Source organism: Acinetobacter sichuanensis, assembly GCF_003024515.2.
GTDB lineage: Bacteria > Pseudomonadota > Gammaproteobacteria > Pseudomonadales > Moraxellaceae > Acinetobacter > Acinetobacter sichuanensis.
In genome coordinates this window covers 14,913-41,777 of the sequence record NZ_PYIX02000039.1, presented here as the reverse complement: position 1 = coordinate 41,777, position 26,865 = coordinate 14,913, and the positions used below count along the sequence as shown (strand labels likewise).

At 35.4% G+C, this 26,865-nt stretch carries 24 protein-coding genes and 1 pseudogene; 5 read left to right on the top strand and 20 right to left on the bottom strand.

The features are described 5' to 3' along the window. Window positions 1-130: 130 nt before the first annotated feature. Genes C9E89_RS17670 through pilG form a run of 4 tightly spaced genes read right to left on the bottom strand, consistent with a single transcriptional unit; the run spans window position 131 to window position 3,561 of the window. Window positions 131-2,203 (bottom strand): methyl-accepting chemotaxis protein, encoded by a 2,073-nt coding sequence (locus C9E89_RS17670; protein ID WP_107009616.1) that lies wholly within the window; start codon window positions 2,201-2,203, stop codon window positions 131-133. A gap of 48 nt (window positions 2,204-2,251) precedes the next feature. Continuing rightward, window positions 2,252-2,785, bottom strand: a complete 534-nt coding sequence (locus C9E89_RS17665; RefSeq protein WP_107009617.1) for a chemotaxis protein CheW — start codon at window positions 2,783-2,785, stop codon at window positions 2,252-2,254. Between the two features lie 2 nt (window positions 2,786-2,787). Further along, complete coding sequence (locus tag C9E89_RS17660) at window positions 2,788-3,156, bottom strand: response regulator (protein ID WP_107009618.1); 369 nt, start codon at window positions 3,154-3,156, stop codon at window positions 2,788-2,790. A 27-nt stretch (window positions 3,157-3,183) separates the two neighbouring features. Further along, window positions 3,184-3,561, bottom strand: coding sequence for a twitching motility response regulator PilG (gene pilG, locus C9E89_RS17655; protein WP_107009619.1), 378 nt, complete (start codon window positions 3,559-3,561; stop codon window positions 3,184-3,186). 285 nt (window positions 3,562-3,846) lie between these two features. Between pilG and C9E89_RS17650 the strand changes: the two genes are divergently transcribed. Beyond that, a complete protein-coding gene (locus C9E89_RS17650) occupies window positions 3,847-4,491 on the top strand; it encodes a hypothetical protein (RefSeq protein WP_373431847.1) in 645 nt (214 codons plus the stop codon). 201 nt (window positions 4,492-4,692) lie between these two features. Next, on the top strand, window positions 4,693-6,408 hold the full coding sequence (locus tag C9E89_RS17645) for a proline--tRNA ligase (RefSeq protein ID WP_107009620.1): 1,716 nt from the start codon (window positions 4,693-4,695) through the stop codon (window positions 6,406-6,408). A gap of 56 nt (window positions 6,409-6,464) precedes the next feature. Here C9E89_RS17645 and C9E89_RS17640 read toward each other — a convergent pair whose 3' ends face one another. The 8 genes from C9E89_RS17640 to C9E89_RS17605 form a co-directional block, all read right to left on the bottom strand. Further along, window positions 6,465-7,574 carry a hypothetical protein gene (locus C9E89_RS17640; protein ID WP_107009621.1) on the bottom strand — a complete coding sequence of 370 codons (1,110 nt, stop codon included), beginning with the start codon at window positions 7,572-7,574 and terminating at the stop codon, window positions 6,465-6,467. 176 nt (window positions 7,575-7,750) lie between these two features. Then, window positions 7,751-9,136, bottom strand: a complete 1,386-nt coding sequence (locus C9E89_RS17635; RefSeq protein ID WP_213069651.1) for a hypothetical protein — start codon at window positions 9,134-9,136, stop codon at window positions 7,751-7,753. 216 nt (window positions 9,137-9,352) lie between these two features. Further along, complete coding sequence (locus C9E89_RS17630; RefSeq protein WP_107009622.1) at window positions 9,353-11,671, bottom strand: DUF6160 family protein; 2,319 nt, start codon at window positions 11,669-11,671, stop codon at window positions 9,353-9,355. A gap of 51 nt (window positions 11,672-11,722) precedes the next feature. Beyond that, window positions 11,723-12,382, bottom strand: coding sequence for a hypothetical protein (locus C9E89_RS17625; protein WP_107009623.1), 660 nt, complete (start codon window positions 12,380-12,382; stop codon window positions 11,723-11,725). Between the two features lie 9 nt (window positions 12,383-12,391). Then, complete coding sequence (locus C9E89_RS17620; RefSeq protein WP_107009624.1) at window positions 12,392-13,753, bottom strand: hypothetical protein; 1,362 nt, start codon at window positions 13,751-13,753, stop codon at window positions 12,392-12,394. A 279-nt stretch (window positions 13,754-14,032) separates the two neighbouring features. Next, window positions 14,033-15,394: a hypothetical protein gene (locus C9E89_RS17615; protein WP_107009650.1), complete on the bottom strand. Its 1,362-nt coding sequence runs from the start codon at window positions 15,392-15,394 to the stop codon at window positions 14,033-14,035. 348 nt (window positions 15,395-15,742) lie between these two features. Next, window positions 15,743-16,312, bottom strand: coding sequence for a dCTP deaminase (gene dcd, locus C9E89_RS17610; protein ID WP_005008040.1), 570 nt, complete (start codon window positions 16,310-16,312; stop codon window positions 15,743-15,745). A gap of 110 nt (window positions 16,313-16,422) precedes the next feature. Continuing rightward, a complete protein-coding gene (locus C9E89_RS17605; protein ID WP_107009625.1) occupies window positions 16,423-17,016 on the bottom strand; it encodes a LysE family translocator in 594 nt (197 codons plus the stop codon). Between the two features lie 356 nt (window positions 17,017-17,372). On the opposite strand from C9E89_RS17605, the gene C9E89_RS17600 reads away from it, so the two are divergent. After that, complete coding sequence (locus C9E89_RS17600; protein WP_107009651.1) at window positions 17,373-17,912, top strand: DUF2062 domain-containing protein; 540 nt, start codon at window positions 17,373-17,375, stop codon at window positions 17,910-17,912. 8 nt (window positions 17,913-17,920) lie between these two features. Here C9E89_RS17600 and C9E89_RS17595 read toward each other — a convergent pair whose 3' ends face one another. The 3 genes from C9E89_RS17595 to C9E89_RS17585 form a co-directional block, all read right to left on the bottom strand. After that, window positions 17,921-18,277: a hypothetical protein gene (locus C9E89_RS17595; RefSeq protein ID WP_107009626.1), complete on the bottom strand. Its 357-nt coding sequence runs from the start codon at window positions 18,275-18,277 to the stop codon at window positions 17,921-17,923. A 66-nt stretch (window positions 18,278-18,343) separates the two neighbouring features. After that, window positions 18,344-19,621 carry an iron-sulfur cluster carrier protein ApbC gene (gene apbC, locus C9E89_RS17590; RefSeq protein WP_107009627.1) on the bottom strand — a complete coding sequence of 426 codons (1,278 nt, stop codon included), beginning with the start codon at window positions 19,619-19,621 and terminating at the stop codon, window positions 18,344-18,346. Between the two features lie 241 nt (window positions 19,622-19,862). Continuing rightward, entirely contained in the window at window positions 19,863-20,360 is a 498-nt protein-coding gene (locus C9E89_RS17585) for a hypothetical protein (protein ID WP_107009628.1), read from the bottom strand. A gap of 268 nt (window positions 20,361-20,628) precedes the next feature. Here C9E89_RS17585 and C9E89_RS17580 point away from each other — a divergent pair, with 268 nt between their 5' ends. After that, window positions 20,629-20,847, top strand: coding sequence for a DUF6500 family protein (locus C9E89_RS17580; RefSeq protein WP_107009629.1), 219 nt, complete (start codon window positions 20,629-20,631; stop codon window positions 20,845-20,847). Window positions 20,848-20,850: 3 nt separating this feature from the next. Here C9E89_RS17580 and C9E89_RS23860 read toward each other — a convergent pair. The 3 genes and pseudogenes from C9E89_RS23860 to C9E89_RS17565 all read right to left on the bottom strand — a co-directional run bounded on the left by C9E89_RS23860 (window position 20,851) and on the right by C9E89_RS17565 (window position 22,645). Next, window positions 20,851-21,156 (bottom strand): annotated as a pseudogene (locus C9E89_RS23860) (putative quinol monooxygenase). Between the two features lie 70 nt (window positions 21,157-21,226). Then, window positions 21,227-21,742 (bottom strand): hypothetical protein, encoded by a 516-nt coding sequence (locus C9E89_RS17570; protein ID WP_107009631.1) that lies wholly within the window; start codon window positions 21,740-21,742, stop codon window positions 21,227-21,229. An 87-nt stretch (window positions 21,743-21,829) separates the two neighbouring features. After that, on the bottom strand, window positions 21,830-22,645 hold the full coding sequence (locus C9E89_RS17565) for a hypothetical protein (protein WP_378227408.1): 816 nt from the start codon (window positions 22,643-22,645) through the stop codon (window positions 21,830-21,832). 194 nt (window positions 22,646-22,839) lie between these two features. Between C9E89_RS17565 and metG the strand changes: the two genes are divergently transcribed. Beyond that, window positions 22,840-24,897 (top strand): methionine--tRNA ligase, encoded by a 2,058-nt coding sequence (metG, locus tag C9E89_RS17560; protein ID WP_107009633.1) that lies wholly within the window; start codon window positions 22,840-22,842, stop codon window positions 24,895-24,897. Window positions 24,898-24,946: 49 nt separating this feature from the next. Here the strand turns inward: metG and C9E89_RS23855 are convergent, their stop codons facing one another. Together C9E89_RS23855 and C9E89_RS23335 are read right to left on the bottom strand one after the other, a co-directional pair. Then, window positions 24,947-26,368: a hypothetical protein gene (locus C9E89_RS23855; protein ID WP_228199062.1), complete on the bottom strand. Its 1,422-nt coding sequence runs from the start codon at window positions 26,366-26,368 to the stop codon at window positions 24,947-24,949. Window positions 26,369-26,692: 324 nt separating this feature from the next. After that, on the bottom strand, window positions 26,693-26,830 hold the full coding sequence (locus tag C9E89_RS23335) for a P-loop NTPase fold protein (RefSeq protein ID WP_171405169.1): 138 nt from the start codon (window positions 26,828-26,830) through the stop codon (window positions 26,693-26,695). Window positions 26,831-26,865: the final 35 nt, after the last annotated feature.

Below are 26,865 nucleotides of genomic sequence, written 5' to 3'. Positions count from 1 at the left end.
GGCTTCTATGTTAGTTCCTTTACAGGACTAAAACCTATCAACATCTTAATTTTAATAAAATTAAGTGATCCAAGTGTACTTAACACTCTGAAGAATATTTAAAATAAATATTCTTCCTTGAGTAGCTGATTTATTGCTCTGGTAATTTAAAGTCAGATACAGATTGACGTAAAGAGTCTGCCATATTTGCCAATTCAGAGACCGAACGTGCCGTATCAAATGTTGCCGTTGTGGTTTGAGATGTAATCTCTTGTACAACGTTCATCGTATTCGCAATATGACCTGCTGAAGCTGACTGTAATTTTGCTGAATCTGAAATGTTTTCAATTAATTTCGCTAAGCTTGTTGATACACTTTGAATTTCGTCCAAAGCAACACCCGCATCTTTTGCTAAGTGAGCACCACGTACAACCTCAGAAGTCGTTTGCTCCATGGAAATAACGGCTTCATTTGTATCTGTTTGAATGGTTTTTACTAAAGTTTCAATCTGTTTCGTTGCTGATGCTGAACGTTCAGCAAGACGCTGTACCTCATCGGCTACAACTGCGAAACCTCGACCTGCCTCTCCTGCCATAGATGCTTGAATTGCCGCATTTAAAGCCAAAATGTTTGTTTGGTCTGCAATATCATTAATTAGAGAGACGATATTACCAATCTCTTGAGAAGACTCACCTAATCGTTTAATACGCTTAGATGTTTCTTGAATCTGCTCACGAATCGTGTCCATCCCTTCAATTGAACGATTTACAACTTCTGCACCATTTGAAGCAATTTGTACAGAACGTTGTGCTACATCCGCAGACTCAGTGGCATTCGCAGATACGTGTTCAATAGATTGAGCAATTTCATTAATCGCTGTAGATGCACCAGCAATCTCTTGAGCCTGATGCTCAGAAGCTTCAGCCAACTGGTTCGTAATGGTCTGAGTATTTTGGGTATAGTTTGCAACTTCTTGTGAGGTTTCATTAATTCGAGATACAAGATCACGTAGTTGGTCGATTGCGAAGTTAATCGAGTCGGCAATTGCACCTGTAAAGTCCTCAGATACTGTTGCATACGAACTCAAATCACCATCTGCCAAATCTGCAATCTCATCAAGTAAACGTAAAATTGCGTTTTGGTTACGGTCATATTCATCTTGTAAACGTGTTACACGAACTTTATCTGAAACACTACGCAAGTTCAGCAATTTAATCACTGAAAATAAGAACCCAGCCAAGGCTAAAACTAAAAAAATACCTGGAATAACTGTTTTCGCCCATGAACTGGTACTTAAATTATTGAGGTCTTTTAACAACTGATCTGATTGTGAAAAAATATTAGAAGATGCTTGACGAACTTTAACAATTTTTGATGAATTTTTTAAAATTGAGTTAGATGCAGATTTTAAAATATCATTATAGTCCGCTTGAATACTTTCTAATGATTCACGCATAGAAGGTTGTTCAATACGCAATACACCAAGTTCCGAATTTCCTTTTAACTGCGCTTCTAAATAAGCACCAAAAGTTTCTGTATCCGCGTTAAAGTCATCTGCTGATGCACGTGCATTTTCAGAACCACTTAATACTGAGGAAATAGAACGTAAAATACGTTCAGCAATGAATACTTGGTTTTTTGCAATAACAACCTGAGAAGCTGGCATATTTTCACGTGCCATTTGGTTTACCATGAGGTTATATTCCGCTTGGATCCCAGGAATCGCTTCTTCCATTGTAATATTTGTATCATATAAGTGGTTAATTACTTTCTGTTCAGAAGCAATTAAATTAATATCATCAGATACCTTAGCCCATAACTGACTGACCACTTGCATTTCTTTATTTGCTGGATGAATATCCTCAACAATTTCTAGGTTTTCATCAAATCTTTTTTGTGAAGCAACCAGTTCTTTGATCGCATCTTCTTTACCTGAAGCAGTTGCCTCAGTTGCCTGACGTGATATTTTTTGTGATAAGAGCTTTAACTCACCAACACTACGCGTTAAATCATTGTTTCGTGGAACATTATATAACAATGCAAGCAAACAAATAAGCGCCAATACAATTGTTAAAAAAGCAATAATAATATACGGCTTGGATTTTTCACTATCACCGAATAGCTTTGAAAAGTGATCAAGTCTAGATTGTAGTTTTGACACTACAACTGGACTACCTTTCTGCGTATTCTCAGATGTATTTTTCTTTTTTAGCTTAAAGCCCATTCAGCTTCTCCCCGAAACGCGTAACTGTCATTGAGCGTAGAAACTCATTTATTTAAATTTTTCCGATGCATTCATGTACTTAGGATCATTCAACAATTGACTAAACAAGAATATATTCCATGCACGATTATGCTGTTGAAAATATCCCTGACAATATGTTTTTAGATTTTTTTCTAAATTGTTATTCTCTGAAAAAAAACCTTTTTTATTAAAATGTTGAATACCTAAAACTTGATCTACAACCAGCCCGACATAATGATCATTATGGCTTATGCATAAAACTTTTTGTGTTGGTGAGAACTGACTTCGTTGTCCAGAAATAAAAAATGTTAGATCTGAAACAGACAGTAAACGCCCTCGAATATTAGCTAATCCTTTCACCCAATTTTGTACATTAGGAACAGGTGTACATTTAGGTGGATAAATAACTTCGGTGACTTCACCTAATGGAGCAACAAAATATTGCCCCATAATTTCAAATGCAATGCCTGACCATCTATTTACTTCATTTTCTTTGTCTGCATAGTTTTGATTACCACGCTTTGACAGCCGAAGTAGTTCGATAAATCCATTTGCTGCCATAATTATCCCACATTGAGATATTGTTTAATCACATTGATTAAGACATTCTCGTCAATTGGTTTGGTTAAATAATCACAAGCACCTTGGCGTTTTCCCCAAACACGATCGGTGTCCTGATCTTTGGTACTTACAATTACAATGGGAATATGTTTCGTTGTTGCGCCACGTGCAATTTGTCGTGTTGCCTGAAAACCATTAACGCCAGGCATAACTACATCCATTAAAACTAAGTCTGGCTGTTCAGCTTGTGCTAGTGTGACACCATCTGCACCATTATTTGCTTCTAAAACTTCATAGCCATGTTTACTTAAAATTTCTTTAAAGCGATACATCTCTGTAGGAGAATCATCAACAATTAAAATTCGTGCCATTTTTTACTCCCATTCAGAATTTCGTTTTTAAACATGCTTCCGAATAGCATTTAATAATTCATCTTTACTAAATGGTTTTGTTAGATATTCGTCAGAACCAACCACCTTCCCTTTTGCTTGATCAAACAAACCATCTTTACTTGACAACATAATTACAGGGATATTTTGATAATTTTGAGAGTTTTTAATCAGTGCACACGTTTGATAACCATCTAAACGTGGCATCATAATATCAACAAATACAATATCTGGATTTGCTTCAGCAATTTTTGATAACGCCTCAAAGCCATCAACAGCAGTAATCACCTCACAACCTTCACGTTGTAAAAGCGTTTCAGCCGTTCGACGAATTGTTTTAGAATCATCAATGACCATGACTTTTAAATTTTGGAATTTCTCTTCCATTTAATGCCCTTCCCCATAAATTCAGAGATATGAAGTTCTGAATACATTTATTTTTTGAAATTTATCAGCCTTATTTAACATACATTTGCTCTCTTTATCAATGAAGATTTAAAGAAACTTAGGAATATGCCGAAAAACAGTGATAAAAGCCGAGTAAATGCTAATTTACAGTTGATTAGAGAACTTATATATTCTTAGAATGCATCATTAGATTTATATACGATTCAATTAAGTTATTAAAAAAATTATTGAGTGATGTTGTCGCTTTATTTGGGGAAAAAAGGGATGCAACAACTAATTTCTAAATATATGCTCTATAAAAAATCTTTCAAAAAAAGCTTTTTAGCATTATTTTTTGGGGTTTTAAATATCATATTACTGTCGCATAGTTTTGCGGCTGAGACACAGCCTAAAGCAGTATGGTACCGTTATTATGATCAAGGTGTTGCAAATATCAGTAGCTCCATTACACCTGCTCATATTCGTCATGGCTATGAAGCACTTGATATTAATATGCAAGTGATTCGACGGGCTCATCCCTATAATGCTGAAAAAGACCTACAACAAGCAGGTGCTCGCGCCCAGCAAGCACAACGCTATGAACAAAATGCACGACTAAAACGAGCTTATAGTAATAGCACTGTTGCGACCAATAAGAAAAATGAACACCTTGCAAGTATCAAAAAACAAATTTCAACGCAGCAAGCACGACTGAAGCTTTTACAAAATGACCGAATTATATTAAAACGACAAGAAATTGAACATTTCCGTAAAGGGACAACTGTGCCCATCGAGCTTAAACAAGCGATCCAATATAATAGTGAAAATATCAACCAAACCAAGAATAATATTACGAACCTACAAAATAGTTATCGTAAAACCCAAACTTTTTATGATGATATTATTCATCGTTTACAATCCCTAGAATAATTTTAAATACAATCATACCCAGCACAATTCTAAATCTTGTTTTGTGCATTTATTTAATTCCACGCCCCACATCAGCACGATATTCTTTCAAATTAAACATCTTCAATAATAATTTCCCTCAAAAGTACATTATCAAATGTTGCCTTGTTTTTTTTATCGTATAATCTCCTCTTTAATGCTTAAATTTTTAGGACAGTTTCCATGCGCGCGAGTCGCTTTTTATTTGCAACGTTAAGAGAAACCCCAAACGATGCTGAGGTGATTTCTCATCAGCTCATGTTACGTGCTGGGATGATTCGTAAATTGGCTTCAGGGTTATACACTTGGTTGCCAATGGGTGTACGTGTGTTAAATAAAGTTGAAGCCATCATTCGTGAAGAAATGAATCGTGCTGGCTCATTGGAAACACTCATGCCCGTAACACAGCCTGCATCTCTTTGGGAAGAGTCAGGACGTTATGTACAATATGGTCCTGAACTTTTACGTTTTAAAGATCGTCACACCAATGATTTTGTGCTTGGTCCAACACATGAAGAAGTCATTACTGATTTAGCACGTAATGAGCTAAAAAGTTATAAACAACTTCCAATGAATTTTTATCAAATTCAAACAAAATTCCGTGATGAAATTCGCCCTCGTTTTGGTGTAATGCGTTCTCGTGAGTTTATTATGAAAGATGCTTATTCTTTCCATGTAAACCAAGCATCACTACAAGAAACCTATGATGTTATGTATGACACTTATTGTCGTATTTTCACACGTTTAGGTTTAGATTTCCGCCCTGTTCAAGCAGATACAGGCTCTATTGGCGGTTCAGGTTCTCATGAGTTCCATGTACTTGCTTCTAGTGGTGAAGATGATATCGCATTTTCAACTGCCTCAGACTATGCTGCAAACGTAGAAATGGCTGAAGCTGTTTTAGTGGGTGAACGCGCTGCTCCAACACAAGAATTAAGCATTGTTGAAACTCCAAATCAAAAAACAATTGCTGATGTTTCTGCATTTTTAAATACTGATCCAGCTCATTCTGTAAAAGCATTATTGGTTCAAGGTATTGCAGATGAACAAGGTAAAACACCTGTTATTGCTTTATTCTTACGTGGCGATCATGAACTTAATGAAATCAAAGCAGAAAAACATCCACTTATTGCATCTCCACTAACATTTGCAACAGAAGAACAGCTTGCAGAATATGGCTTAACTGCTGGTTTCTGTGGTCCACAGGGCTTAGTTGAAAAAGGTTTAACGGTTATTGTTGATCGTGCTGCTTCTGTATTATCTGACTTTGTTGCAGGTGCAAATGCAATAGACCAACATGCAACTGGTTTGAACTGGGAGCGTGATGCACAATTTACTGAAGTTTATGATCTACGCAATGTTGTAGAGGGTGATCCATCTCCAGATGGTCAGGGTACTTTACAAATTAAACGTGGTATCGAAGTTGGGCATATTTTCCAACTTGGGCAAAAATACTCTGAAGCACTGGGTTGTAAAGTCCTAGGTGAAGATGGCAAACCTTTAGTTGTCACAATGGGTTGTTATGGTATTGGTGTAACTCGTGTTGTTGCCTCTTCTATTGAACAAAACTTTGATGAAAAAGGTATTATTTGGCCAACCGCAATTGCACCTTTTGAAATTGCGATTGTTCCAATGAATGCACACAAATCTCCTCGTACCCTAGAAGCAGCAGAAGCACTTTATACAGAGCTACAAGCTGCGGGTTACGATGTGCTACTTGATGACCGTAATGAACGTCCTGGTGTGAAATTCTCTGACTTAGAGTTGACAGGTATTCCGCATCGCATTGTAATTGGTGAAAAAGGCTTAGATGCTGGTACTTTTGAATATAAAGGTCGCCGTGATAGCGAATCTGTAAATATTTCTAAAGAAGAATTATTGACAAAAATCTCTAAATAATCTTTAAATGGAAATATAAAAAATCCCGCTGAGTGCGGGATTTTTTATGCTAAGTTTTAGCAGAATGTTAATGTACCATAACAGTTTTTCGCAGGTTTTTGTCCTAAATCTATTCCTTGAATATCAACTCTCCCCCCAAACAATCCAACACCCGCAGTTAAAACAGAAAGTTCGATTCTCTGCGTAATTACTGGGTCCTTGATCGTCACATCAGGAAGAGATAACCACCAACCTCTTTGTGCTGCTACACTACGAAATGTTCCAGGAGATGCAACTGAAGGCCATTTAACACTTTGCTTTTGTAAACTTAGATAAAAGTCTTTTGTTCCACCCGTCCCATTAGAATTTTGTAATATAATCTCATGAATTGCTTTTACACTTTGGTTCACCAAATGCACATTGTCTAATTTTAAAGTAATCCCTAAACTTGCATTAGCAACCAATGGACCAATATCATTTACTACCGATGCCCTATTTAAAACTAAGGGAACTACAGTATCATCCACAAGAGCATTTGTAGGAATATTTAATATACAAGTAAACAGACCAACACATACACGAATATCTGAAATATAAGCACCTACTAAATTTAAATTTAAATCCCCTGATATCGAATTAATACCAGTATCATCATTAGGAGTTGAGGTATTATTATTTGTTCCTAATGAAAGCTTACCTAATGCTTCTAATGATCCAAAGCGGAATCCTACTATTTCTCGAGTTGCACTATTATCTGCATTTTTTACAGCAAACTCGATAAAAGGATTGGTAAGCTTAGCGTCACTTGCTGCATATTCACCATTGACTGGGTTAACCCCTGTTAATGCTAAATTATCAATATCAATATCACAGTTTCCTGCACCATTTACACCACCACATCCTAATTGTAACTTTTTAATATTAGCATTTAGTTCAATCTCAGCCTCCATTCCTAAACGATAAAAATTAAGTCCTTGGCTTGTATCATTCGTTCTAGTTAGGTTCATCAAAGCCTGTCCTTGTACTGCTGACAATTCTTCATCATTCAAAGACACCATATGATTTTCTTTTCCAATGGTCGTACTTATACTTGGTAGAGCTTCTAGATGAGCATTGTCAACATTATTTACATTTGCATAAGCAAATGATGTAAATGCTGAAAAAAGTAATATGGGTAAACCTTTCATGTGATCACCTATCCCTATATATTTTTTTATTTTTGTCTAAACACATAGACAGTTGATTATTTTTCACACAAAAATAATATCATTTATTAAAAACACTAAAACAGAAAATATTATTATTTCAGATGAATTACAAAAAAAGCGCCAAAAATGGCGCTTAAAGGTTAACAACAGAACAATCAGCAGAATGTTAGTGAACCATAACAGTTACGATAAGGAGCTTCCAGCATTGTGATGTTCCCATTTCTAGCATCTGCACTACCTGCTATATTTGCAACTAAAGAACTTGTTTTTTGATTAATATTTAATTCAAATCCATTAGGAATATACATACTCCAACCCGCATTGACAGCTTGAACGTAACCAGGATATTGTATGGCTTGTTTTGATAAAGCCAAGCCAAATGTATTAGATTTCACATTCAATTGATGAACATTACTCAAGTTATATGGCAAAACATAGCTATCTAATTGTGCTTTGGTGGTTCCTAAACCAGTTGCTAATTGATCTTTAATATAATTAGCAACACCATCACGCAATAGCGGCAATAGTGCATCAGCAAAACCATTTGCTAACCAACCTAATATACCACCAATATCTCTTCTCCTTAATGCTAAAGGATCAGTTGTTGCGCTTCCATAAATAATATCATCCACAACCCCACCTAGCTTAATTCCAGCAATCTGTGCTTGAGTTACTCTATTACCATTCACAGAAACAATTAAATTTTTTCTTGAAATTTCACTGGGATTTCCATTTTTCCCCTGCCCATAATCTGCTGTAATATTACGATAACTTACATAAGCTACCCCCCAGTTCAAAATTTCAGCATCATTAAGCCCCAAATATGCACTTGCATCAGTATATTGACTACGCCCGGCACTCGTAGCACAGTTTGCAGGAGCTTTACATGTAGGAGATACATCCGTTTCTCCCCGCATTGTAAGATTCGCAGTTCCTGTTAAATAACCACTAAAACTAGCTAGATTACCAAAACTTAATGGACCTTCAACTTCTGCTGCACCAATACGAACCCCAACCACTTCACGTGTAGAAGCTGAATCAGCATTTTTGATCGCAAATTGGTAAAAAGGATTGGTTAAATTAAAATCTTTCATTTGACCTTGAGCTTTATCACCCGCTTGAGCTTCTTGTACTGCCCCATCTGGTTGACGTGAGTCACTTTTTGGTATGGTAATACATGTTCCAGAAGCGTTCGCAATACATCCAAATGAAACATTTTGAATATCAATATCACATCCAGCCTTACTACCACTATTCACCCCTCCACAACCAAGTTGCAGGTTTTTAATATTCGCATTTAAGCCAATATTTGCCTCCATCCCCAAAGTATAAAAGGATAATCCTCCCTGATCCTGTCGATTTAAAGAATATAATGCCTGACCTTGTGTTTCAGACAACTCCTCATCAGTCATTGCAACAAGTGAACTCATCTGTGCAAAATTATGATCCTGTAATTTTGCTTCTGTGATAACTTGATTCTCTGTATCTGCGTAAATACAGGAGCTTATGAGCAATAATACAAAAAAATATAAATACTTCATCCCCATCCCCATTTTTGTATTAATTTAATTAATTTATTTCATAATCACGAGATATAGTACATATTTTAACACATTTAAGACACATTAAAAAATAATAATAAATATAAAATTCAAAAACTTAAACCAATGCAAGTCAAAAAACAATCAATCAATATTTAATAAAACTTAACAATAAAAAAGCGCCATTTCGGCGCTTTAAATATTTTTAAATAAAAATCAGCGTGGTGTAATACCAAATGTGCTACGAATGTTGCCGCCTGTCATCACCATCTGTCCTAATGTTTGTGGTGCAGGCAATACTGCTGGACTAGCCGATGTACCTAACACTTTTGGATATAAATTTACATCTGCTTTTAGGACATCTGTTGGATTACTAGTAGCATTTACTTTCATAGTATTTGTAAAAGTTATAGTTTTTGCATCCATACCTATTCGACTATTTAAGTTAAACTTTCCTGATAGTCCATCAATTCCTAGTTGTGATGGGGAGTCATATTGACCACTGCCTGATTTATCACTAATTCGTAAATAGTTTGCTGGAACTTGATTAGGAGCTGTACCAATAGTTCCTGCATTTAGTGTAATATCACCATAAATAACCAAACCAGTTCCTGTATTTGGTGCTAAAATCAAATTAGCTGAGCCATCAATACGCGCTGATATACCAAATAAAACATCATTATAATTAGTAAAGTTATTACTTGGAACAAAGCAATTACTTGTTGAAAGAGTTGTACATGCGCTAGATACAATACGAGAACCAGGCAACTGACCGATTGCCACTTCAGCATCTAAAGCAGCTACTAATTTAGGTACATAAAGCCATAAACCGCTATCTACAAAACCCAATGTGCCTGTTAAGTTTGCAAATAAATTAATATTTCTTAATCCTGCATAGTAGTTAACTGTCTCACTACTATTGTTAGGATTAATTGCACCATCGATCAACATAATAGAGGTTGTTTTTGAGCCTATACTATCACGACCTTCCGTACTCATTGAGATACCAAAACCGAGTTTTTGCTCTGTATTATTAGCAGCTTTAATACCATAGAGACCAACATTACTATTCAAGTTATAAATAGGTAAGCCTAATCCCCATGTACCACCTGAGTTAGTTACTGGATTTACAATACTATTATCTGGGAATAATGAACCCTGACGAGCAATTGCTTGAAAATCCATCCCACGCACGGCAACGACTAAGGCATTAGAAGGCGTCGTACTTGGTGAATTATATAAAGCTGTTTTTAAAACCGAAGATGAAAAATTACCTGCATAAACTTTATTCAACAAAGCACTAATAGGAAAATCAATTGTATTGGTTTGTGCTGCATTAATATAAACATGACCAAAATTAATATAGGGTAAATCTGTATTCAGCACTGTTGGACTATTTGTTGTATCCTTACGAACTTGTAATGCTGTTAAATTTCCATAGCGCAATACATAAGCATTTTTTCCAGATAATCCTAAATCAAAATAGGTTTTTTGATCTGCTGGATTAGTTGTATCTTTCGCAAAGTCGGCTTTCATTTGCATATGCAAACCACCACTACCCGCTAAACTACCTGTTCCTGTATTAGTTGTTCCTGTTGTTGAAGCACCTAAAGTAGTGGGAGCATCACCATTAACCTTAATATACGCATTTTTAAGCGTACCAGAAGCACCTATTCGACCAAAACTTAAAATATCAGTATCCGTGCCTGTTGCTTGGTATTTGGTATAGTCTGAACCTACATTGGTTTTATAACGTAAATCGACATTTAAACCAGACTGTTTTTTCCCACTAAAATCTGGATCATCAACATCACCTAGGACTACAGTGTTCGCACTAGAAGTTTCTCCTTTTTTATTTGTTGATAATACTAAACCATCTGCTGGATCTAAATATAAATAACCATTACCTGCAAAGTTAAAGTTAAAGTCTTTTAAAATAAGTTGGTTAAATGACGAACCTGTATCTAGGGTGTAAAAAAGATTAGCATTTTTAAGACCGAAGCCTAAACTTGCTAAACTTCCACCATTAAATAGACCACTTTGAGTTTCAAGTGAAAATGTTAAGTCTTTACGATTTTGAAAAGTTAGCCCGCCCAAAGATTGACTATTTGCACCACTACAGTCGGCAGTAATACCTGCACCATTAGGACAAACAGCTAAACTCTTGATATTCATGGTTGCTGGACCAAATACTGCACCTAAACGTAATCCATTTGATGCAGCAGCACTAGCACCAGGTTTTCCGCCAACGTCTGCTGTAAATGCTGCCTTAAGTCCACCAGACTTATAAGGTGTGGTTTCGATATTACTCATATTGACGTTAAGGACACTATTTGCGCCTGTTGAAGTTTGAGTACTATCTTTCCAATTGACCTGACCAATTTGCACTTTGGTTGCATCTATTTGCAGACTGATCCCATCTTGACCTGAGATCTGACTTAAAGAGCTATCTTCTAGTTCCTGTAAAGCAAAACCATGCTGAGCATATAAAATACTCAAAGTTAATAGATTTAACTGTATTATTTTTTTTCTCATCACTTATTCCTACCTGTGATTATTGTCCATCTTAAAACTATAAGACAGTTTTTAACAACGTGATGCACCCGATGTATTACCACTACATCCAAAAACTTTTAATGTTCCTGCAAGCGCAAGATTTCCATGCATATTTAATCCCGTAAAGCCCGTTTCCTGACCACGGTCATAAACCGATGCTATCGTATCTGGATATCTAATATTATTTAAATACCCTTTTGTTGCTGGGTTTGTGCCACCATCCGCATCTTTTTCAATTTGTAATGCAGCATAACCAAAGTTACGAATTTTGAGCGGTTGAAAATAAGTCTCAGCACCTGCACTATCTTTACCAATACCAAATGTAAGCTGCAAAGCAGTTCGATTGACTGGTGCAGAAGGTGCACCAACACTCACAGGAACACCATCTAGTTGAAATTTATCCAACTGTAATGTGCCTTGTAATTGTTTAAATACCAACCAGTACATATTACCAGCAGCATCTTTACGGTTATTGGGTGAAATTGCTAAACGACAATAAAGATTATTGCTACATTCATATTCTCGAGATAGCGTTCCATCTGAAGTAGCTTTGTGGTTTAAAGATAATGTCCAGCTTAAATCAGCCCCACCTTGTCCATTGACCTCACCTAACTGCTCATTATCCAAACCCACCAAACCTGCTTGAACCGATGTTGCTAAAAGCAATAAAGAACCTAATATTAATTTCATATAAAGCTCCTATAAACCTGTCGTCGTGATTTTAAAGTGCTGAATCAATAAACCATCTATTGCAGCTGAACCTAAGTTGACATCGCCACTTGGTCCTCGCATTAAAACCCCTGTTGCACTCGTTGATTTATCTGTGATACTAAGATTTTTATTTGCAGCATCAAAACCAACTTTACCAATCGAGATACTACTATGCGTTGCATTAGTACCTTGATATGAAGTACCTGCAATTGTTCTAACATCACCACAAGAACGAACATTACAAGTGGAACCTTTATAACTAGTATCACTTCCTGAATAGTCTGTATAAATATTTTTATAGACACTCGCTTGATTTGGAATACGGGTCACTTCGAGTGTTAAGTTTTTACCGTCAGGAGTATCAATGATAAGAGGTTGATAAATATTGCCTAAAACTAAGTTAATATTTGGGCTATACATATAAAGCCCCTCTGTATCATCGAAATCTGGAGCAGATCCACCATTAATTGCAGGTGTTGTTAAATCTTTAGCTGTTCCTGCTTTTTCACGTGTACTGATACGTAAAACTTTATCTGACCAATTATTTGCAATGTGAGAATCATAATCTGTATTTAGTCTTAACAATAAACCAAGACCTAAAGTATTATTATAACTCGCAGACAATCCACCTACACCTGTGGTTGCACCATCTAATGTTTGAAAAATACGGGCTTGTGAACCATTTAAATAAAGTCCATTTGCAATGACTTGTAAGCGTAGTTTTTCAACTAGACCAGCATTTGTCTCAGGTGCTCCTTTGCTTACATCAAAAGTTTTAGCAACAGATGCATCTCTTGCAAAAACATCCCCCCATAAACCTAATTTTATAGTTTCGGGTGGAAGATAAAGCCCTTGTTTTGCTAATGGTGCTTCTAATTGTAAATAACTTAAAGGTTTAGAAACACCTGCAAAGTTTGGAATAGATTGTGTCTCAACACTCATCACCCAAGGATTACTTTCACTACCAGAACTTGCACCAATATTACTAAAACGTGAATTCAAATTACCATCGGTACGAGACAGCGCTAAACCATATAAGAAAATATCTGCTTTTTTTGCACCAGCATTTGCAGCTACTGTAGTTAATGGTCCCACAGGGATCATACGAATTAGACCTGTGTCTTTTTTGCGATCTGCCCAATCTGCTTTGGCATCGACTAAACCGTCATTTGCTGCTTGGAAAACCATTTTTACATTTTCAGGTAAAAATGCAATTCCTTCACCTGTAGACTCACTTAAGTTCTCATCTGTCAATGCTTCCAATGCAAAGCATGACTGTGTCAAACCAAGTCCTAACAGTGAAGCCAGCACCGTCTTTTTCAACTTTACCGTATAACTAAACTGAGTCATCTTGACCTTCCTAATTTATACGATGCTCCGCACCATATTTTATTTTTCTAAACACTCTTTTTTGAACAAATGACCACTAATTTTGTTCAACTACGGCAATAATCCAATTTTGCCAACCTTTTCTCATTTTCTATTATGCTTAAAATTTTAGCAAATGCAAAAAAAATAAGCCCGTAGACTTATTTTTCCGATGAATGTGGAGCATTCTGTTTTTTAACTCAATTTTTTCAATTGGTTAGTTTAAAACTCAGCTAAAAATATTTGTAATGTTCTGTATCTTTAACAGAACTTTAAAGTTCCATAACAGTTAGGTGTGAAGTCCTGATTTTTTAAGGATAGATTTGTCATATCCATATTAACAGGATTAGCGTTATTGGGTAAATTTGCAGTTCCTAACGGAATATTACCTAATAAACAACTTGTTGCTAGTGTGCCACATTGTACATAATTTGCCCCTAAATATTTATTCACCTCAGCTAGAGCATCTTTAATAGTCGGCATAGCAATATCTACATTTTTATTTGGAGTAATATCCCCAATATCAATTGGGTTTGAAAACTCAAGCCACCAACCTTTTTGAGCAACTGACTTTGCACCTGTCCACTGAATATCTTTAGACTGTAAAGATAATGATGCAGAAGTTCCATTTAAACTTGCTTTATGAAATAGACCTAAATTTTCATCAATAATCGCATTTACCTTTAGATTATTAAGCACACCTGAAGTCTTACCTGAGATTTTTATCCCCAGTAAATCAGTATCTGCCGCTAAATTACCTGATAAAAGAATATTATTCACTGTTGTACTAGCATTCAACGTCGCTGAATTAATTCTTTTCCCTGTAATGATTTGCTGAGGCAAATCTAAAGTCGCAACAGACTGAGGGGTTAAAGTAATATCATAACTTGTGGTCACATAATTAGGTCTGAGCACGCCACATCCGCCAAAAATAAGTAACGTATCACAAGCCTTACCTTTCAAAGCAACGTCTGTGGGATTCATTGTGCCATTTTGACTGATTGTAATAGGATTAATGGTTGCTGAGCCTTTTTGTGGTGCAATTTCCATATAACCACTCAGGCTATTGATACCATTTGGTATCCCATTGTTATTATTATCTTTTAAGTTTTCCTTACCAAAAGAAATTAAGCCTAATGCCTTTTCGGCACTTAATCGAACTCCGACTAGTTCTCGCTGTGAGGCTTTATCTGGATTTTTGATCGCAAACTCCATAAATGGATTTGATAAAACTGCACTAGAACCCGCTCTTGCTGCACGATCACTTTCACTGTTTGTATTGGATGTTGCAGTATTCCCTAAGCCACTTAAACTGATATTATCAATGTCAATATCACACAGCCCACCCTTACCCGCTACCGCACTGTTATTTCCACCACAGCCAAGTTGTAGTTTATTAATATTTAAGTTTAGTTCTAAGTTGGCTTCCATACTGAGTTTATAAAAACCTATTGTGGTATCACCTTTGCGACCTGTCTCTAAATTCCTTACATCTGTTGGTGAAACATAACTCAAACTCATCAAAGCCTGACCTGTCGTTGCTGATAACTGCTCATCAGTCAACGGTTGTAATGGTGCTGCATGAGAAACTCCATTCCCTAGACTACTTAATGCGCACAACATTGCTAAATATTTTAATTGAAATTTCACGCCTCTATCCTTAGTCGGTTTAAATTTTATTTCTACACTAAAAATACTGATACAAAAAACAGGAAAATCACCCCAATAAAATAGGGAAATATTTACATTTTCAGCGACAAGATAATCAAAAAAATTGAAATTTGATAACATTTTCAGATAAAAAACATTATCTTAAATAAACCTAAATAAAGGATTAAAGCAATATTAATAATAATGAAAAACACCACATTTAAAGTTAAAATAAAGAGAAATATCTCACATTATTTTTAGCAATAAAAAAAGCAAGTGATTAACACTTGCTTTTAAGCTCTAAATCAAATTTAAAGGATTTTATGCCTTAGGCAAAGTCACACCTGTTTGACCTTGATATTTACCACCACGATCTTTATAAGATGTTTCACACACTTCATCAGATTCAAAGAATAACATTTGCGCAACACCTTCACCCGCATAAATGCGTGCAGGCAAGTTTGTCGTATTTGAAAACTCTAAGGTCACATGACCTTCCCATTCAGGTTCTAATGGTGTGACATTCACAATAATGCCACAACGTGCATAGGTCGATTTTCCTAAGCAAACCGTCAAAACATTACGTGGAATACGAAAATATTCTACTGTACGCGCTAAAGCAAAGGAGTTAGGTGGAATAATACAAACATCAGATTCAATATCGATAAAGCTTTTATCATCGAAATTTTTTGGGTCTACAATTGCAGAATGCACATTGGTAAATACTTTAAATTCACGTGCGCAACGAACATCATAACCGTAGCTTGATACACCATATGAAATCAACTTTTCCCCATTTTCGTCATAACGAACTTGGTTCTCAGCATACGGTTCGATCATACCGTGTTTTTCGCTCATTTCACGAATCCAACGATCAGACTTAATTGCCATGTATTTTTCCAAAAATGCTTAACTCAAAACTGTGCCTACTTTAACTGAAAATAGCTTTGATTGAAATGTCACTGGGTTTAAAACTCGTTTTTACTTTATTGCATCATGAACTAAAAGCTCAGTAGTGCAGAATAACAAATAGGAACGGAAAAACCGACTAAAATTAAAGAAGCTGTACGTTGCATATTAAACGGATTTAACCAAGAGATTTTATTTGATGTCAGCTTTTTACCCAAAAATATCCAAAAAAATGCAATAGGAATAATCAAAATTAAAAAAGTGAGCATATGTGTTACATAAGCAGACGTATTATGCCAAACATGAGTCGGAAAAATTGCTGAAGCAAAAAGTAAAGCTTTCGGATTGAGTAAAGTTGCACAAAATAACGATCTTGGACGTATCGTAGCTTGATTATAGTCAGGATTTGGCTGTGCTTTATGCCACAACTGAAATGCCAAATAAATAATAAAAGCAGCGCTAAATAGTTTTAATATCACAGGAATCATTGGAAATTGTTTAGACAAACCACCAATCAACGTTCCCCAAACAGTAATTGCGATAAAATAACCAAGTGCTTCGGCAGGAATGAGTCCTAGAGATTTGCGGATACCCACCTGTATACCTGAAGAAGCCAATAAAGTATTGGTTGGACCAGGAGTCAATAAAATTGTGGTCACAAGACCAATAAAGAACCATGAAATCATTAAATGACCTCATCAAATGATTGAGCGCAGATTAAATCAGTTGCTCAGACTTATCAAAAAAATAATTGTAAGTAGAGATATAAAACCGCTATAAATAATAAAAATAACATTAAATATCAACAAAATAAAAACAATTTACAATTTATTACTTTTAAGTCATTTTATTGCAATAATTTAGATAAGCATTTATTTTTGAATATTATTTATGCAAATATACTCAACATTGTGTGCTTTTAAGCCATTTTTCAGTTGAGCTTGGTATTGTCTCTTCATCTTTTTTTAACAAAATATCATTTTCCTGTTGTTTTTATAAACAATCATGCACAATAACCCCTTATGATTTACGTTCAATGATTATGGCAAAACATTTTTTCAAATCATGGCTTCCTTCTCCCGAAAAAGTCAATCATCTGAAAATTATGAAATTTTTTGGTCAACACACACTAAATCCACAGCTTTGGTATGTGAATCGTCGCTCTATTTCCAATGCGATGTTTATTGGTACATTTTGGGGTATTTTACCGATCCCCTTACATAGCGCTTTGATTGTATTAACAGTCTTAATTTTTGAGGCGAATTTACCTATTGCCTTACTTTTGGCATGGATTATGAACCCCTTCACGATTGTTCCTATTCTTATTTTTGCTTTTTGGATTGGTGCAAAAATTTATCAGGTGCAAATGATCAATCAAGATATGCTCTTAGGTGTATTCCATCAAATTATTCATTGGATTCAAAACTTTGGTCATGGGCATATTGATTTTAGTTTAGCTAAAATTTTAGCCACAGGTTTATTTTTTGAAGCTTTATTATTTGCGATTTTATTTTTTCTCGGTACTCGTATTTATTGGCGTTGGAGTGTGGTGCGCAAATGGCAAAATCGGCATTTAAGTTAAACGGACTTTTAATTTAAGACCACTTCAATCAATTCAGAATATCCTGTGGATAAATCACCATTTAACCATTGCCAATTTTCAACCAGTTTGATGACATCATTTTCTAGTAATTCAATTTTGGTTTTGCATTGCCCTGTACGTAATTCGCCAGTAACTGTTAAATGTTGATAACAAATTTCAAAGTGATCATCAGACAGCATTTGCCCGATAATCGAGCCAATCTGTACCACACCACCCTCATATTTTGCGGTAATGACTTTGCCTTTTTGTGTGTAATAAAAACGTGTTGCGCCATTTACGTCGCCATTCGCTGTATTAGCAAGGCTCATAAATACTTTATTATTGAGTAAATTTAAATTTTTCATCGTCTGACTCCCCAAGTCATCATTTTCCTACGCCATGCCAAAAAAGCAAGGCGTAGGATGACACTATTAGAAAATTCTTTGTGGGTCTTTTTCAACTTTATTGAGCGATTGGGCAATTTTTTCTGCTATCGCAATATAGTGAGGCGCTGCATCATCACTAGCCACCACAGAAGGCTTACCTGCATCTACATTTTCACGAATTTGCACATTTAAAGGTAAACGCCCAAGCAGTGGAATGTCATATTGTTCAGCAAGTTGATCACCGCCACCTGTACCAAAGATTTGCTCTTCATGACCACAGTTCGAGCAAATATGTGTAGACATATTTTCGACTACACCCATCACTGGAATTTGTGCTTTATTAAATAACTCGATGCCTTTGACCGCATCCATTAACGCGACGTTTTGCGGTGTTGTTACAATCACTGCACCTGTCACAGGTATACGCTGTGCCAGCGTTAATTGGATATCCCCTGTTCCTGGTGGCATATCAATCATAAGTACATCTAAATCAGGCCATAATGTTTGGTTAAAGAGCTGCATTAAAGCGCCTGTTGCTTTTGGTCCACGCCAAGCGACAGGTGTATTTTCTTTACCAATCAAATGCCCAATAGACAGCACTGCCATGCCATAAGCTTCAAGCGGGACAAAATTTTCAGCTTCAATCATTGGGGTTTGCCCCGAATTTCCAAGCATAGTAGGAATACTTGGTCCATAGATGTCCGCATCGAGCACACCGACTTTTAGCCCTAATTTTTGTAAAGCCAAAGCTAAATTTACAGTCGTGGTAGACTTACCTACACCACCTTTACCTGAAGACACCAAGATGACATTTTGAATCCGTGGATGTTTAGGCACATCACGTTGTTGGGGTGCAGCTTTTTGAATAGGTGGATTATTTGGATCAGTTTCAGCTTGTGATTGTGGTGCTGAAGCATCGACTACAGGCGGTAACTTTTGGCTTTGATTCTGAGTTTGTGTTTGTGGCTTAGAAGAACAGCTATGACCTTCTTTGCCATGTTGATCACTTGAGCAGCTATGACCATGTTTATGGTCATGTTGAATTTTTTGTTGGATCACATGCATATTCAACTCTTGAATACCACATTTTTCCAAAGCATCAGCCAAATCATCATGAATTTTTTGTAAATGCTCAGCTTCTTCAGGAAAAGTATTAATCGTGATTTGTAAAACTCGCCCTTGTACATTGACCTGTGTAATACGATCTTTTAAGGCGTTTTTTGAGTTTGGTAAAATATAATTTTGAAGCACATTTTGGATTTCTTCCTCTTTCACCTCTTGTGCAGGAGAAAAAACCGATTTTAAAGAAGAAAGCCACGACATATATTTGCTCCAAAAAGTGAAAATGCACCTAAAACGCCTATAGTCTATCTGTAAATGACGCTTAGGTTAAGTCAAGTTGTATCAAGCTTTTTGAATGTACTTATAAATCTTAGTCATTTAGTTGGTTTTAATCTCATTTTAATCAACAAAAATAAATAAAAATTAAATTCTTAGTCTTTAAAAATGCACTTCATCCATCTCAATAAAGTGCATTTTTTAAATCGCTTCAGCAAATTTCACACTAAACTTGTTGATCTTTATCTTGCTCATCCACTTTTGCCGAATCATCTTTTTTGAATGAATTAATTTTTTCAGTTGCAGCTTTTTTTAATTCATCAAATTTCGTTGTTGCTTGTGCTTTAAGTTCATCAAACTTAACCGATGCTTCTTGCTTGAGTTCATTGGCTTTGAGTTTAGCCTCTTCGAACTTATGTGATGCTTCAGTTTTCAAATGCTCTAGCTTTTCCTGTGCCTGCTGCTGTGCATCACTCCATTTGGCTTTAGCATCATCTAATTGTGAATGTGCAGCGTCTGACTGTTCTGCATGCTCTTCTTTAAGATCATGTTTTAACTCATTTATTTTTTCCTCACCTGCAAGTTGTGCTGCCTTTGCTTCATGCTTGACATCATCAATCACTTTTTCCCCTGCAAGTTTTGCCTCATCTGCTTTCAGCTTGAGATCATCTCCTAACTCAGATGCTTTTTCTTTTAAATCGTCCACTTTTTTTTCAATTGTCATGTCTTGATCCTCTGAAGTATAGGTATGGCGTAATTTTAAGCTCAGCTAAGCTTATCAATGATTTAGTTATACACCGATTTTTTAATGGTGAATTATTACACAGCAATTTGCAATAAATACCATACGCAATGTTACGTATGGAACTTTTTGCCACTCTATTATTTATAATCTATTTTTAAATTATTGACGAATCATTTATTGCGCTGAACTTTTTCAGTTTTCAGATAAGATGCCAAATCGTATGTATACAATAATAATGGAAGATCTAATGACACCCGAAATGACTCGCAAAATGATCACCATTTGCAATGAAAAAATTGCGAAAAAAGGTGACAGTGTTGGTCTGTCATTTTATGCATTTTTTGCCAATAAAAATGATGACCCTGAAACACTCATGCAAGTTGCAACATGGTGGATTCAAACCCATAAATTAGATCATTTTGAAAAAGCCATCAAAATTAAACAGATGATTGAAAATGAATGCTAAATATTATGGTGTTGAAAATAACTCATCATACTTTTGCATATGGGTAAATACACCCTCTTGTCTTTTATGAGCATCAATTAGAGGGACTAAGCGTTGGAAATGTTCAGATTGTACATGTGCATCCAATGCAGCACGGTCAATCCATTACTCAATAAAAACAAAATACCCTTTATTTTTTAAATCATGATAAAGATCATAGGCGATACAACCTTGTTCCTGTTTGGTTTTTTCAATCAGTTCAGCATATAAAGGCAAGACTTCAGCTATTTTATCCACCTGAATAAAGTCTTCTGCAATGAGTTTCAACATGGATAACACCTTGAATATTTTTATTAATTTATACTTTAGCTGAAATAAGGCTGTGTTTATTTTAAAATTTTTATAAAGGTGGAAACTGTAATCGTTTATATTTTCGGAACAATGGTAAAGCAGGTTTAAACTTCCACTTTTTATTTAATTTTTTCAAATAGATATAATTTCCACTCCAAATACCAATCAACAAGGGTACAGCAAAAACACTCAGACTGATGATCGCAAAAATCAGGCTTTCCATAATTTCAGCCATTCTGCCATCAAGAAATTGACACAAAAAAATCAAACCTAGCCAAACGATGCCCAAACAACGTATAACAGTGAAAAAACGTTGTATTTCAAACATTTTATGCGGTGTTCTTAAAAATCTGAATATCAGCCAAAAACCAACAAATGCCATGATCATTAAAAAAGGGGTGAGATAGAGCATGACTTCTATACCCCGTTGTGCGCTACGTTCTGAAGCTGCTACGAACAAATCACCATGATAAAGCTTTAAAAATAAACAAAATGGAAGAACCAGACTGAGCACAGACACGATACTGGCGCAAAGCGCCGAAAATAATAATGACCAAGATCTCATTTTTATGATCCTTTTTGAACTTGGTCTTATTGTGCCGCAATGAATTGTGATTTATATGAGAGAAATGTGAAATTTAGGTGAAGTTGCTTAAGACCTCACATTTCCCATAAAACTCACTGCACCAAACAACCAAATAAACAAGATAAAACAACGACCTTGATTGAAATGATTCAGATCTGTGCCATGTAAAATATTATGCCGTGTCGCTGTGACGGTGGAACTACTATCCATTTTATAGGCTGCAAGTTCTGAGAAATACGGATTCATTTCATGAGCAATTTTTGCCTTGTGCCACAAACTCTTAATTTCATTGCCTTTTAAGCCCGGTACGATTTTATAGACATCGACAAATTTAGTGTCTTGTTGTTTTAAATAACCATGTTGAAGCAATACAGCAGTCAGCAAACCTTCCAAAAGTGCATAAAGCAAAGGCACACATCCTGCATAAAACTGAGCTTCATACAGCTTAAAACTTTGCTGTAAAACTTCACGATACTGTACTTTCTGATCGCCTATTTCCAATTCATCGAAGGCTTTCAACATTTCAGATTGAAAAAATTCTCCGTGGATCACATCCAACAAATTAAAGGTTTTAACATCTTCCACATCATGAATGAGTTTCCAAAAATGTATTAAATTCAATGCATCATTGGCAAATTTTGCCCCGATAGGCTGTTCAAGATCATCTGCCAAGACATTGAAGTACGATTCTTCTTTAGCAAGTTGATGCAAGGTTTTGATTAAAAATGAATGCTCATCTTCCGAAATATCTTCAAGGTAAATCTGTGCTTCTTTTAAGACATTTTTCTCAAGTTGTTGACTGCCTTTATTTTGTGGAATACGGGTGACTTCACGATCAAACTCATCGTCATAAGGATCAATATCAAAATCGTTTTCATGCATCATCGTGCTGTCACTCTTGGCAATTACAGTTTGGGAAAGAAACAAAGCTATTCTAGCTGAATGAATCATTGAAAATGAGGAAATTGCATAAAATCTACATATGAAAATATTTCACAGATTCTGTCATGCATCTTGATCGCAATTAAGCTAAAATCATTGCCCTTGCATTAACTTTGAGAAAGAGAGTTATATCCGTGCGAAATATTTTAGTCACTAACGCCCTTCCATACGCAAATGGTCCTATTCATATGGGTCATTTACTCGGTTACATCCAAGCAGATATCTGGGTTCGTGCCATGCGTGCAATGGGTCATAATGTGACTTATGTCTGCGCGGATGATGCACACGGTACAGCGATCATGCTACGTGCTGAAGCCAATGGCATCACACCTGAAGCGCAAATTGCCAATGTTCAAAAAGAGCATATTCGTGATTTTGACGGTTTTGGTGTGCATTTCGATCACTATGACTCAACCAATAGTGATGAAAATAAAGCCCGTTCAGAAGAAATTTATATCAAAAACCGTGAAGCAGGCAATATTGCAATTCGTCCTGTAACACAGTTATTTGACCCTGAAAAACAAATGTTCCTTTCAGACCGTTTCATTAAAGGCACATGCCCAAAATGTAAAGCGGAAGATCAGTATGGCGACTCATGTGAAGTTTGCGGTACAACCTATAACGCAACAGAATTATTAAACCCACGCTCTACTTTGAGCGGAGCAACCCCTGTAGAAAAATCATCAGATCACTACTTCTTTAAACTGCCAAACTTTGCAGAATATTTGCAGAAATGGACACGTGATGAAGGTCGTTTACCTGTTTCTATCGCAAATAAGTTAGACGAATGGTTTGATAATGGCTTGAATGATTGGGATATTTCCCGTGATGCACCTTATTTTGGTTTTGAAATTCCTGATGCACCAAATAAATATTTCTACGTTTGGGTCGATGCGCCAATTGGCTATATGTCAAGTTTTGAAAACTATGTCAAAATCAAACGTCCTGACTTAAACTTTGACGATTATTGGAAAAAAGATTCTCAAAATGAAGTTTATCACTTCATTGGTAAAGACATCGTGTATTTCCATGCACTGTTCTGGCCTGCAATGTTGGAAGGTGCAAACTACCGCACGCCAACAGGTTTATTTGTAAATGGCTTCTTGACAGTCAATGGTCAGAAGATGTCGAAATCTCGTGGCACATTCATTAAAGCGGAAACCTATTTACAGCATTTAAACCCTGAATATTTACGTTATTACTTTGCATCTAAGTTGTCGGATAAAGTTGAAGATTCTGACTTGAATCTTGATGATTTTGTACAAAAAGTAAATTCTGACCTAGTCGGTAAAGTGGTGAATATTGCGAGTCGTTGTGCAAAATTCATTAACACCAAGTTTGACAATAAATTGTCTGCAACCTGTGCAGAACCTGAACTCGTTCAAAGCTTTATTGATGCAGGTGATTCGATTGCCAAAGCCTATGAAGCGCGTGAGTTCTCTACTGCAATCCGTGAAATTATGGCACTTGCAGATAAAGCTAATCAATATATTGATGAGAAAAAACCTTGGGCGCTTGCGAAAATTGAAGGCGAAGAACAACAAGTTCATGACGTTTGTTCTGTTGGTATTAACCTGTTCCGTCAATTGGCAGTTTATCTTGCGCCTGTACTGCCTACACTTGCAAGCCAAGTTCAAGACTTCTTAAAACTTGAATCTTTTGATTTTGTATCGAGCAAAACGGCTTTACTTGATCATGAAATTGCTTTGTTCCAACCACTGATGCAACGTGTAGACCCGAAAGCGGTTGCTGCAATGGTCGATGCTTCTAAAGATTCTTTGGCGGCTGCGGCTGAACCTGCAAAAGTTGAGAAGAAGAAAGAAAAGAAAGTTGAGAAAAAACCTGAACCTAAAGTGGGTGAAGCAGAGATCATCGGCATTGAAGATTTTATGAAAATTGATCTTCGTGTAGCTGAAGTTTTAGATGCTGCAACGGTTGAAGGTTCTGACAAGCTTCTTCAATTGACTTTAAATGTCGGTGAAGCTGAACCTCGCAATGTGTTTAGTGGTATTCGTGAGTTCTACCAACCTGAAGATTTAAAAGGTAAATTGGTGGTGATGGTCGCTAATCTTGCACCGCGTAAAATGCGTTTTGGTATTTCAAATGGTATGGTTTTAGCTGCGGGTAATGGTGAAGGTGTTTGGGTAATTTCACCTGAAACTGGAGCTAAAGCGGGTGATAAGGTTTCTTAATCTCTAAAATATTTAATAAAAAAATCCGCTTTTCGAAGCGGATTTTTTATTACTCTTGTACTGCTTCTTTAATTTCTGAAATCTTTGGTAAAATTTTTAGATTAATCTTAGCTTTCAAAATTCTATCAGCTGAAGATAAAATTTCTGATTTAATATAATTTTCTACTGCATGGAACCATTCTTTTTCTTCGTTATACATATTAAATGGTGCTTGTACTGTATATCTATTTGAAAGCCCATAAAGAATACTATTCGAATGATTCCTTTTGATATCACAAAGTTTTTTTGCAAATATTTTAGAATCTATTTCTTTTAAAATTGGATAGTCATAATAGTAGTTTTCTTCATTATTTGTCAGGCTAATACGTTGAGCAAAAAGCATGCCATTTGTTTCCATTAAATCTAACAGCTCTTTTATTCTTTCTATATTATTTTCTTTATATTTATCCTCATATGAATCTCTTACTTCCCTTATAAATTGATCAAACTCCCCTATTCCGTTTGCATAAAAGCCATATGAACCAGAATATTCAATAAAGCTAAAATCTATTATTTTTTTCATTCTTTCATCAACCGTTGTAAGACTTTTCCAATGAGCTTTAGCTATTGGTAATAAAGGACTGACTGAGAAGAAGATCAGGTTTTTTTCTTTGAGATAAATTAGCATGCTTATTGTATGAAGCACATCCGTAGCATCTATTAAGGTATTATTTTCAATTTCATTTTGTGCTTTCCTAATTAAAGTATCAAAAGATAATTCATCTAAATCCCAAAAATCCATTAATTTAAACCAAGTAGGTGGATCTCCTTTTAATCTAAAATATTTTTCATATAATTCTTCTTTAATTTTTGAAACTTCAATAATATTTAAACTTAAAATTTCATTCCATAAGTTAGATGAAAATATGAAATCATTTAATGAGCAATTATATTTATTCATAAACTTTTCAGAATCAGTACTACTAATACTACGAAATGATTTTAAGATTCTAGATTGAGCATTTGCCTTTTCTCCATCGTCTACTTTCTCATCTTTTTTAAATTCTAATATTGTTCTTTCAAAATATCCTTTCTTATTTTCAAGTGATAAAATTATGAAAGATTTCAATATTCTTCCAAAAATTTCTTTGTCAAAAAAACCATTCCCCTCAAAATATTCTTTTTTATAAAACCTTTCAAAAGAAAAAATTGTCTGCTTAAATGATCTTAAGTTTTTATAACCGACCTGATTAAATGTTTGAGTTATTAGATCAATAGTCTCAATTAATCGCCCCTTCAATTCATCCTTACCAACTTCATCAAGAATACTCTGTATTGCTAAATTTTGATCTTCTGTATAGTTAAAAGTCGCACCAATTAACTTCTCTTTCTTTCTAGCATAATCATCATTATCTTTAATTTCTTCTTCATTCGATACGATCAGCGTCTTAATATTTTCCTGTTCTACAAAATAATTAATATAGCCAAGCACTTCTTCCTTCTTTAACTCACAACGTTCTAAATCATCAAAAATTAAAATAAACTTATTAGAAACTGTTAAATACTCGGGAATATTAATATCTGGAGCAGAGACACTTAGCTGACCATCGGGTTTAGAATCTCCATCCCAATCAAAGCGAAAAGCTGCTTTTAATGCTCCTTTAGCAACCTTTCCTAAAATTTTAGCTCCTTTACTTGCTAACTTAGGATGAATGCATCGAAAAATTTCATCATCAATATCTGAGGTTTTTGATAATCCATTTAAGCTTACATAAGCTACCTTTTTATCTATACTCTCAATCTTTTTTATATATTTTTAAATAAACCAAGTTTTTCCACTTCCCCATGCACCATTTAAAAGTACAGCATATTCAAAATTCTTTTTAGTATTAAAGTAATAATCGAAATATTCTTCAATGTGCTTATTAGGTTCTGAAATATATACTTGTGACATTTTAAAATTTAAAAATAAATAATTGTATTTTAATA

Bases quoted from the DNA above. Each gene is read 5' to 3' on its own strand.
- C9E89_RS17670 (WP_107009616.1), bottom strand. From the start codon at position 2,203: ATGGGCTTTAAGCTAAAAAAGAAAAATACATCTGAGAATACGCAGAAA.
- C9E89_RS17665 (WP_107009617.1), bottom strand. From the start codon at position 2,785: ATGGCAGCAAATGGATTTATCGAACTACTTCGGCTGTCAAAGCGTGGT.
- C9E89_RS17660 (WP_107009618.1), bottom strand. From the start codon at position 3,156: ATGGCACGAATTTTAATTGTTGATGATTCTCCTACAGAGATGTATCGC.
- pilG (WP_107009619.1), bottom strand. From the start codon at position 3,561: ATGGAAGAGAAATTCCAAAATTTAAAAGTCATGGTCATTGATGATTCT.
- C9E89_RS17650 (WP_373431847.1), top strand. From the start codon at position 3,847: ATGCAACAACTAATTTCTAAATATATGCTCTATAAAAAATCTTTCAAA.
- C9E89_RS17645 (WP_107009620.1), top strand. From the start codon at position 4,693: ATGCGCGCGAGTCGCTTTTTATTTGCAACGTTAAGAGAAACCCCAAAC.
- C9E89_RS17640 (WP_107009621.1), bottom strand. From the start codon at position 7,574: ATGAAAGGTTTACCCATATTACTTTTTTCAGCATTTACATCATTTGCT.
- C9E89_RS17635 (WP_213069651.1), bottom strand. From the start codon at position 9,136: ATGAAGTATTTATATTTTTTTGTATTATTGCTCATAAGCTCCTGTATT.
- C9E89_RS17630 (WP_107009622.1), bottom strand. From the start codon at position 11,671: ATGAGAAAAAAAATAATACAGTTAAATCTATTAACTTTGAGTATTTTA.
- C9E89_RS17625 (WP_107009623.1), bottom strand. From the start codon at position 12,382: ATGAAATTAATATTAGGTTCTTTATTGCTTTTAGCAACATCGGTTCAA.
- C9E89_RS17620 (WP_107009624.1), bottom strand. From the start codon at position 13,753: ATGACTCAGTTTAGTTATACGGTAAAGTTGAAAAAGACGGTGCTGGCT.
- C9E89_RS17615 (WP_107009650.1), bottom strand. From the start codon at position 15,394: ATGTTGTGCGCATTAAGTAGTCTAGGGAATGGAGTTTCTCATGCAGCA.
- dcd (WP_005008040.1), bottom strand. From the start codon at position 16,312: ATGGCAATTAAGTCTGATCGTTGGATTCGTGAAATGAGCGAAAAACAC.
- C9E89_RS17605 (WP_107009625.1), bottom strand. From the start codon at position 17,016: ATGATTTCATGGTTCTTTATTGGTCTTGTGACCACAATTTTATTGACT.
- C9E89_RS17600 (WP_107009651.1), top strand. From the start codon at position 17,373: ATGGCAAAACATTTTTTCAAATCATGGCTTCCTTCTCCCGAAAAAGTC.
- C9E89_RS17595 (WP_107009626.1), bottom strand. From the start codon at position 18,277: ATGAAAAATTTAAATTTACTCAATAATAAAGTATTTATGAGCCTTGCT.
- apbC (WP_107009627.1), bottom strand. From the start codon at position 19,621: ATGTCGTGGCTTTCTTCTTTAAAATCGGTTTTTTCTCCTGCACAAGAG.
- C9E89_RS17585 (WP_107009628.1), bottom strand. From the start codon at position 20,360: ATGACAATTGAAAAAAAAGTGGACGATTTAAAAGAAAAAGCATCTGAG.
- C9E89_RS17580 (WP_107009629.1), top strand. From the start codon at position 20,629: ATGACACCCGAAATGACTCGCAAAATGATCACCATTTGCAATGAAAAA.
- C9E89_RS17570 (WP_107009631.1), bottom strand. From the start codon at position 21,742: ATGAGATCTTGGTCATTATTATTTTCGGCGCTTTGCGCCAGTATCGTG.
- C9E89_RS17565 (WP_378227408.1), bottom strand. From the start codon at position 22,645: ATGCATGAAAACGATTTTGATATTGATCCTTATGACGATGAGTTTGAT.
- C9E89_RS23335 (WP_171405169.1), bottom strand. From the start codon at position 26,830: ATGTCACAAGTATATATTTCAGAACCTAATAAGCACATTGAAGAATAT.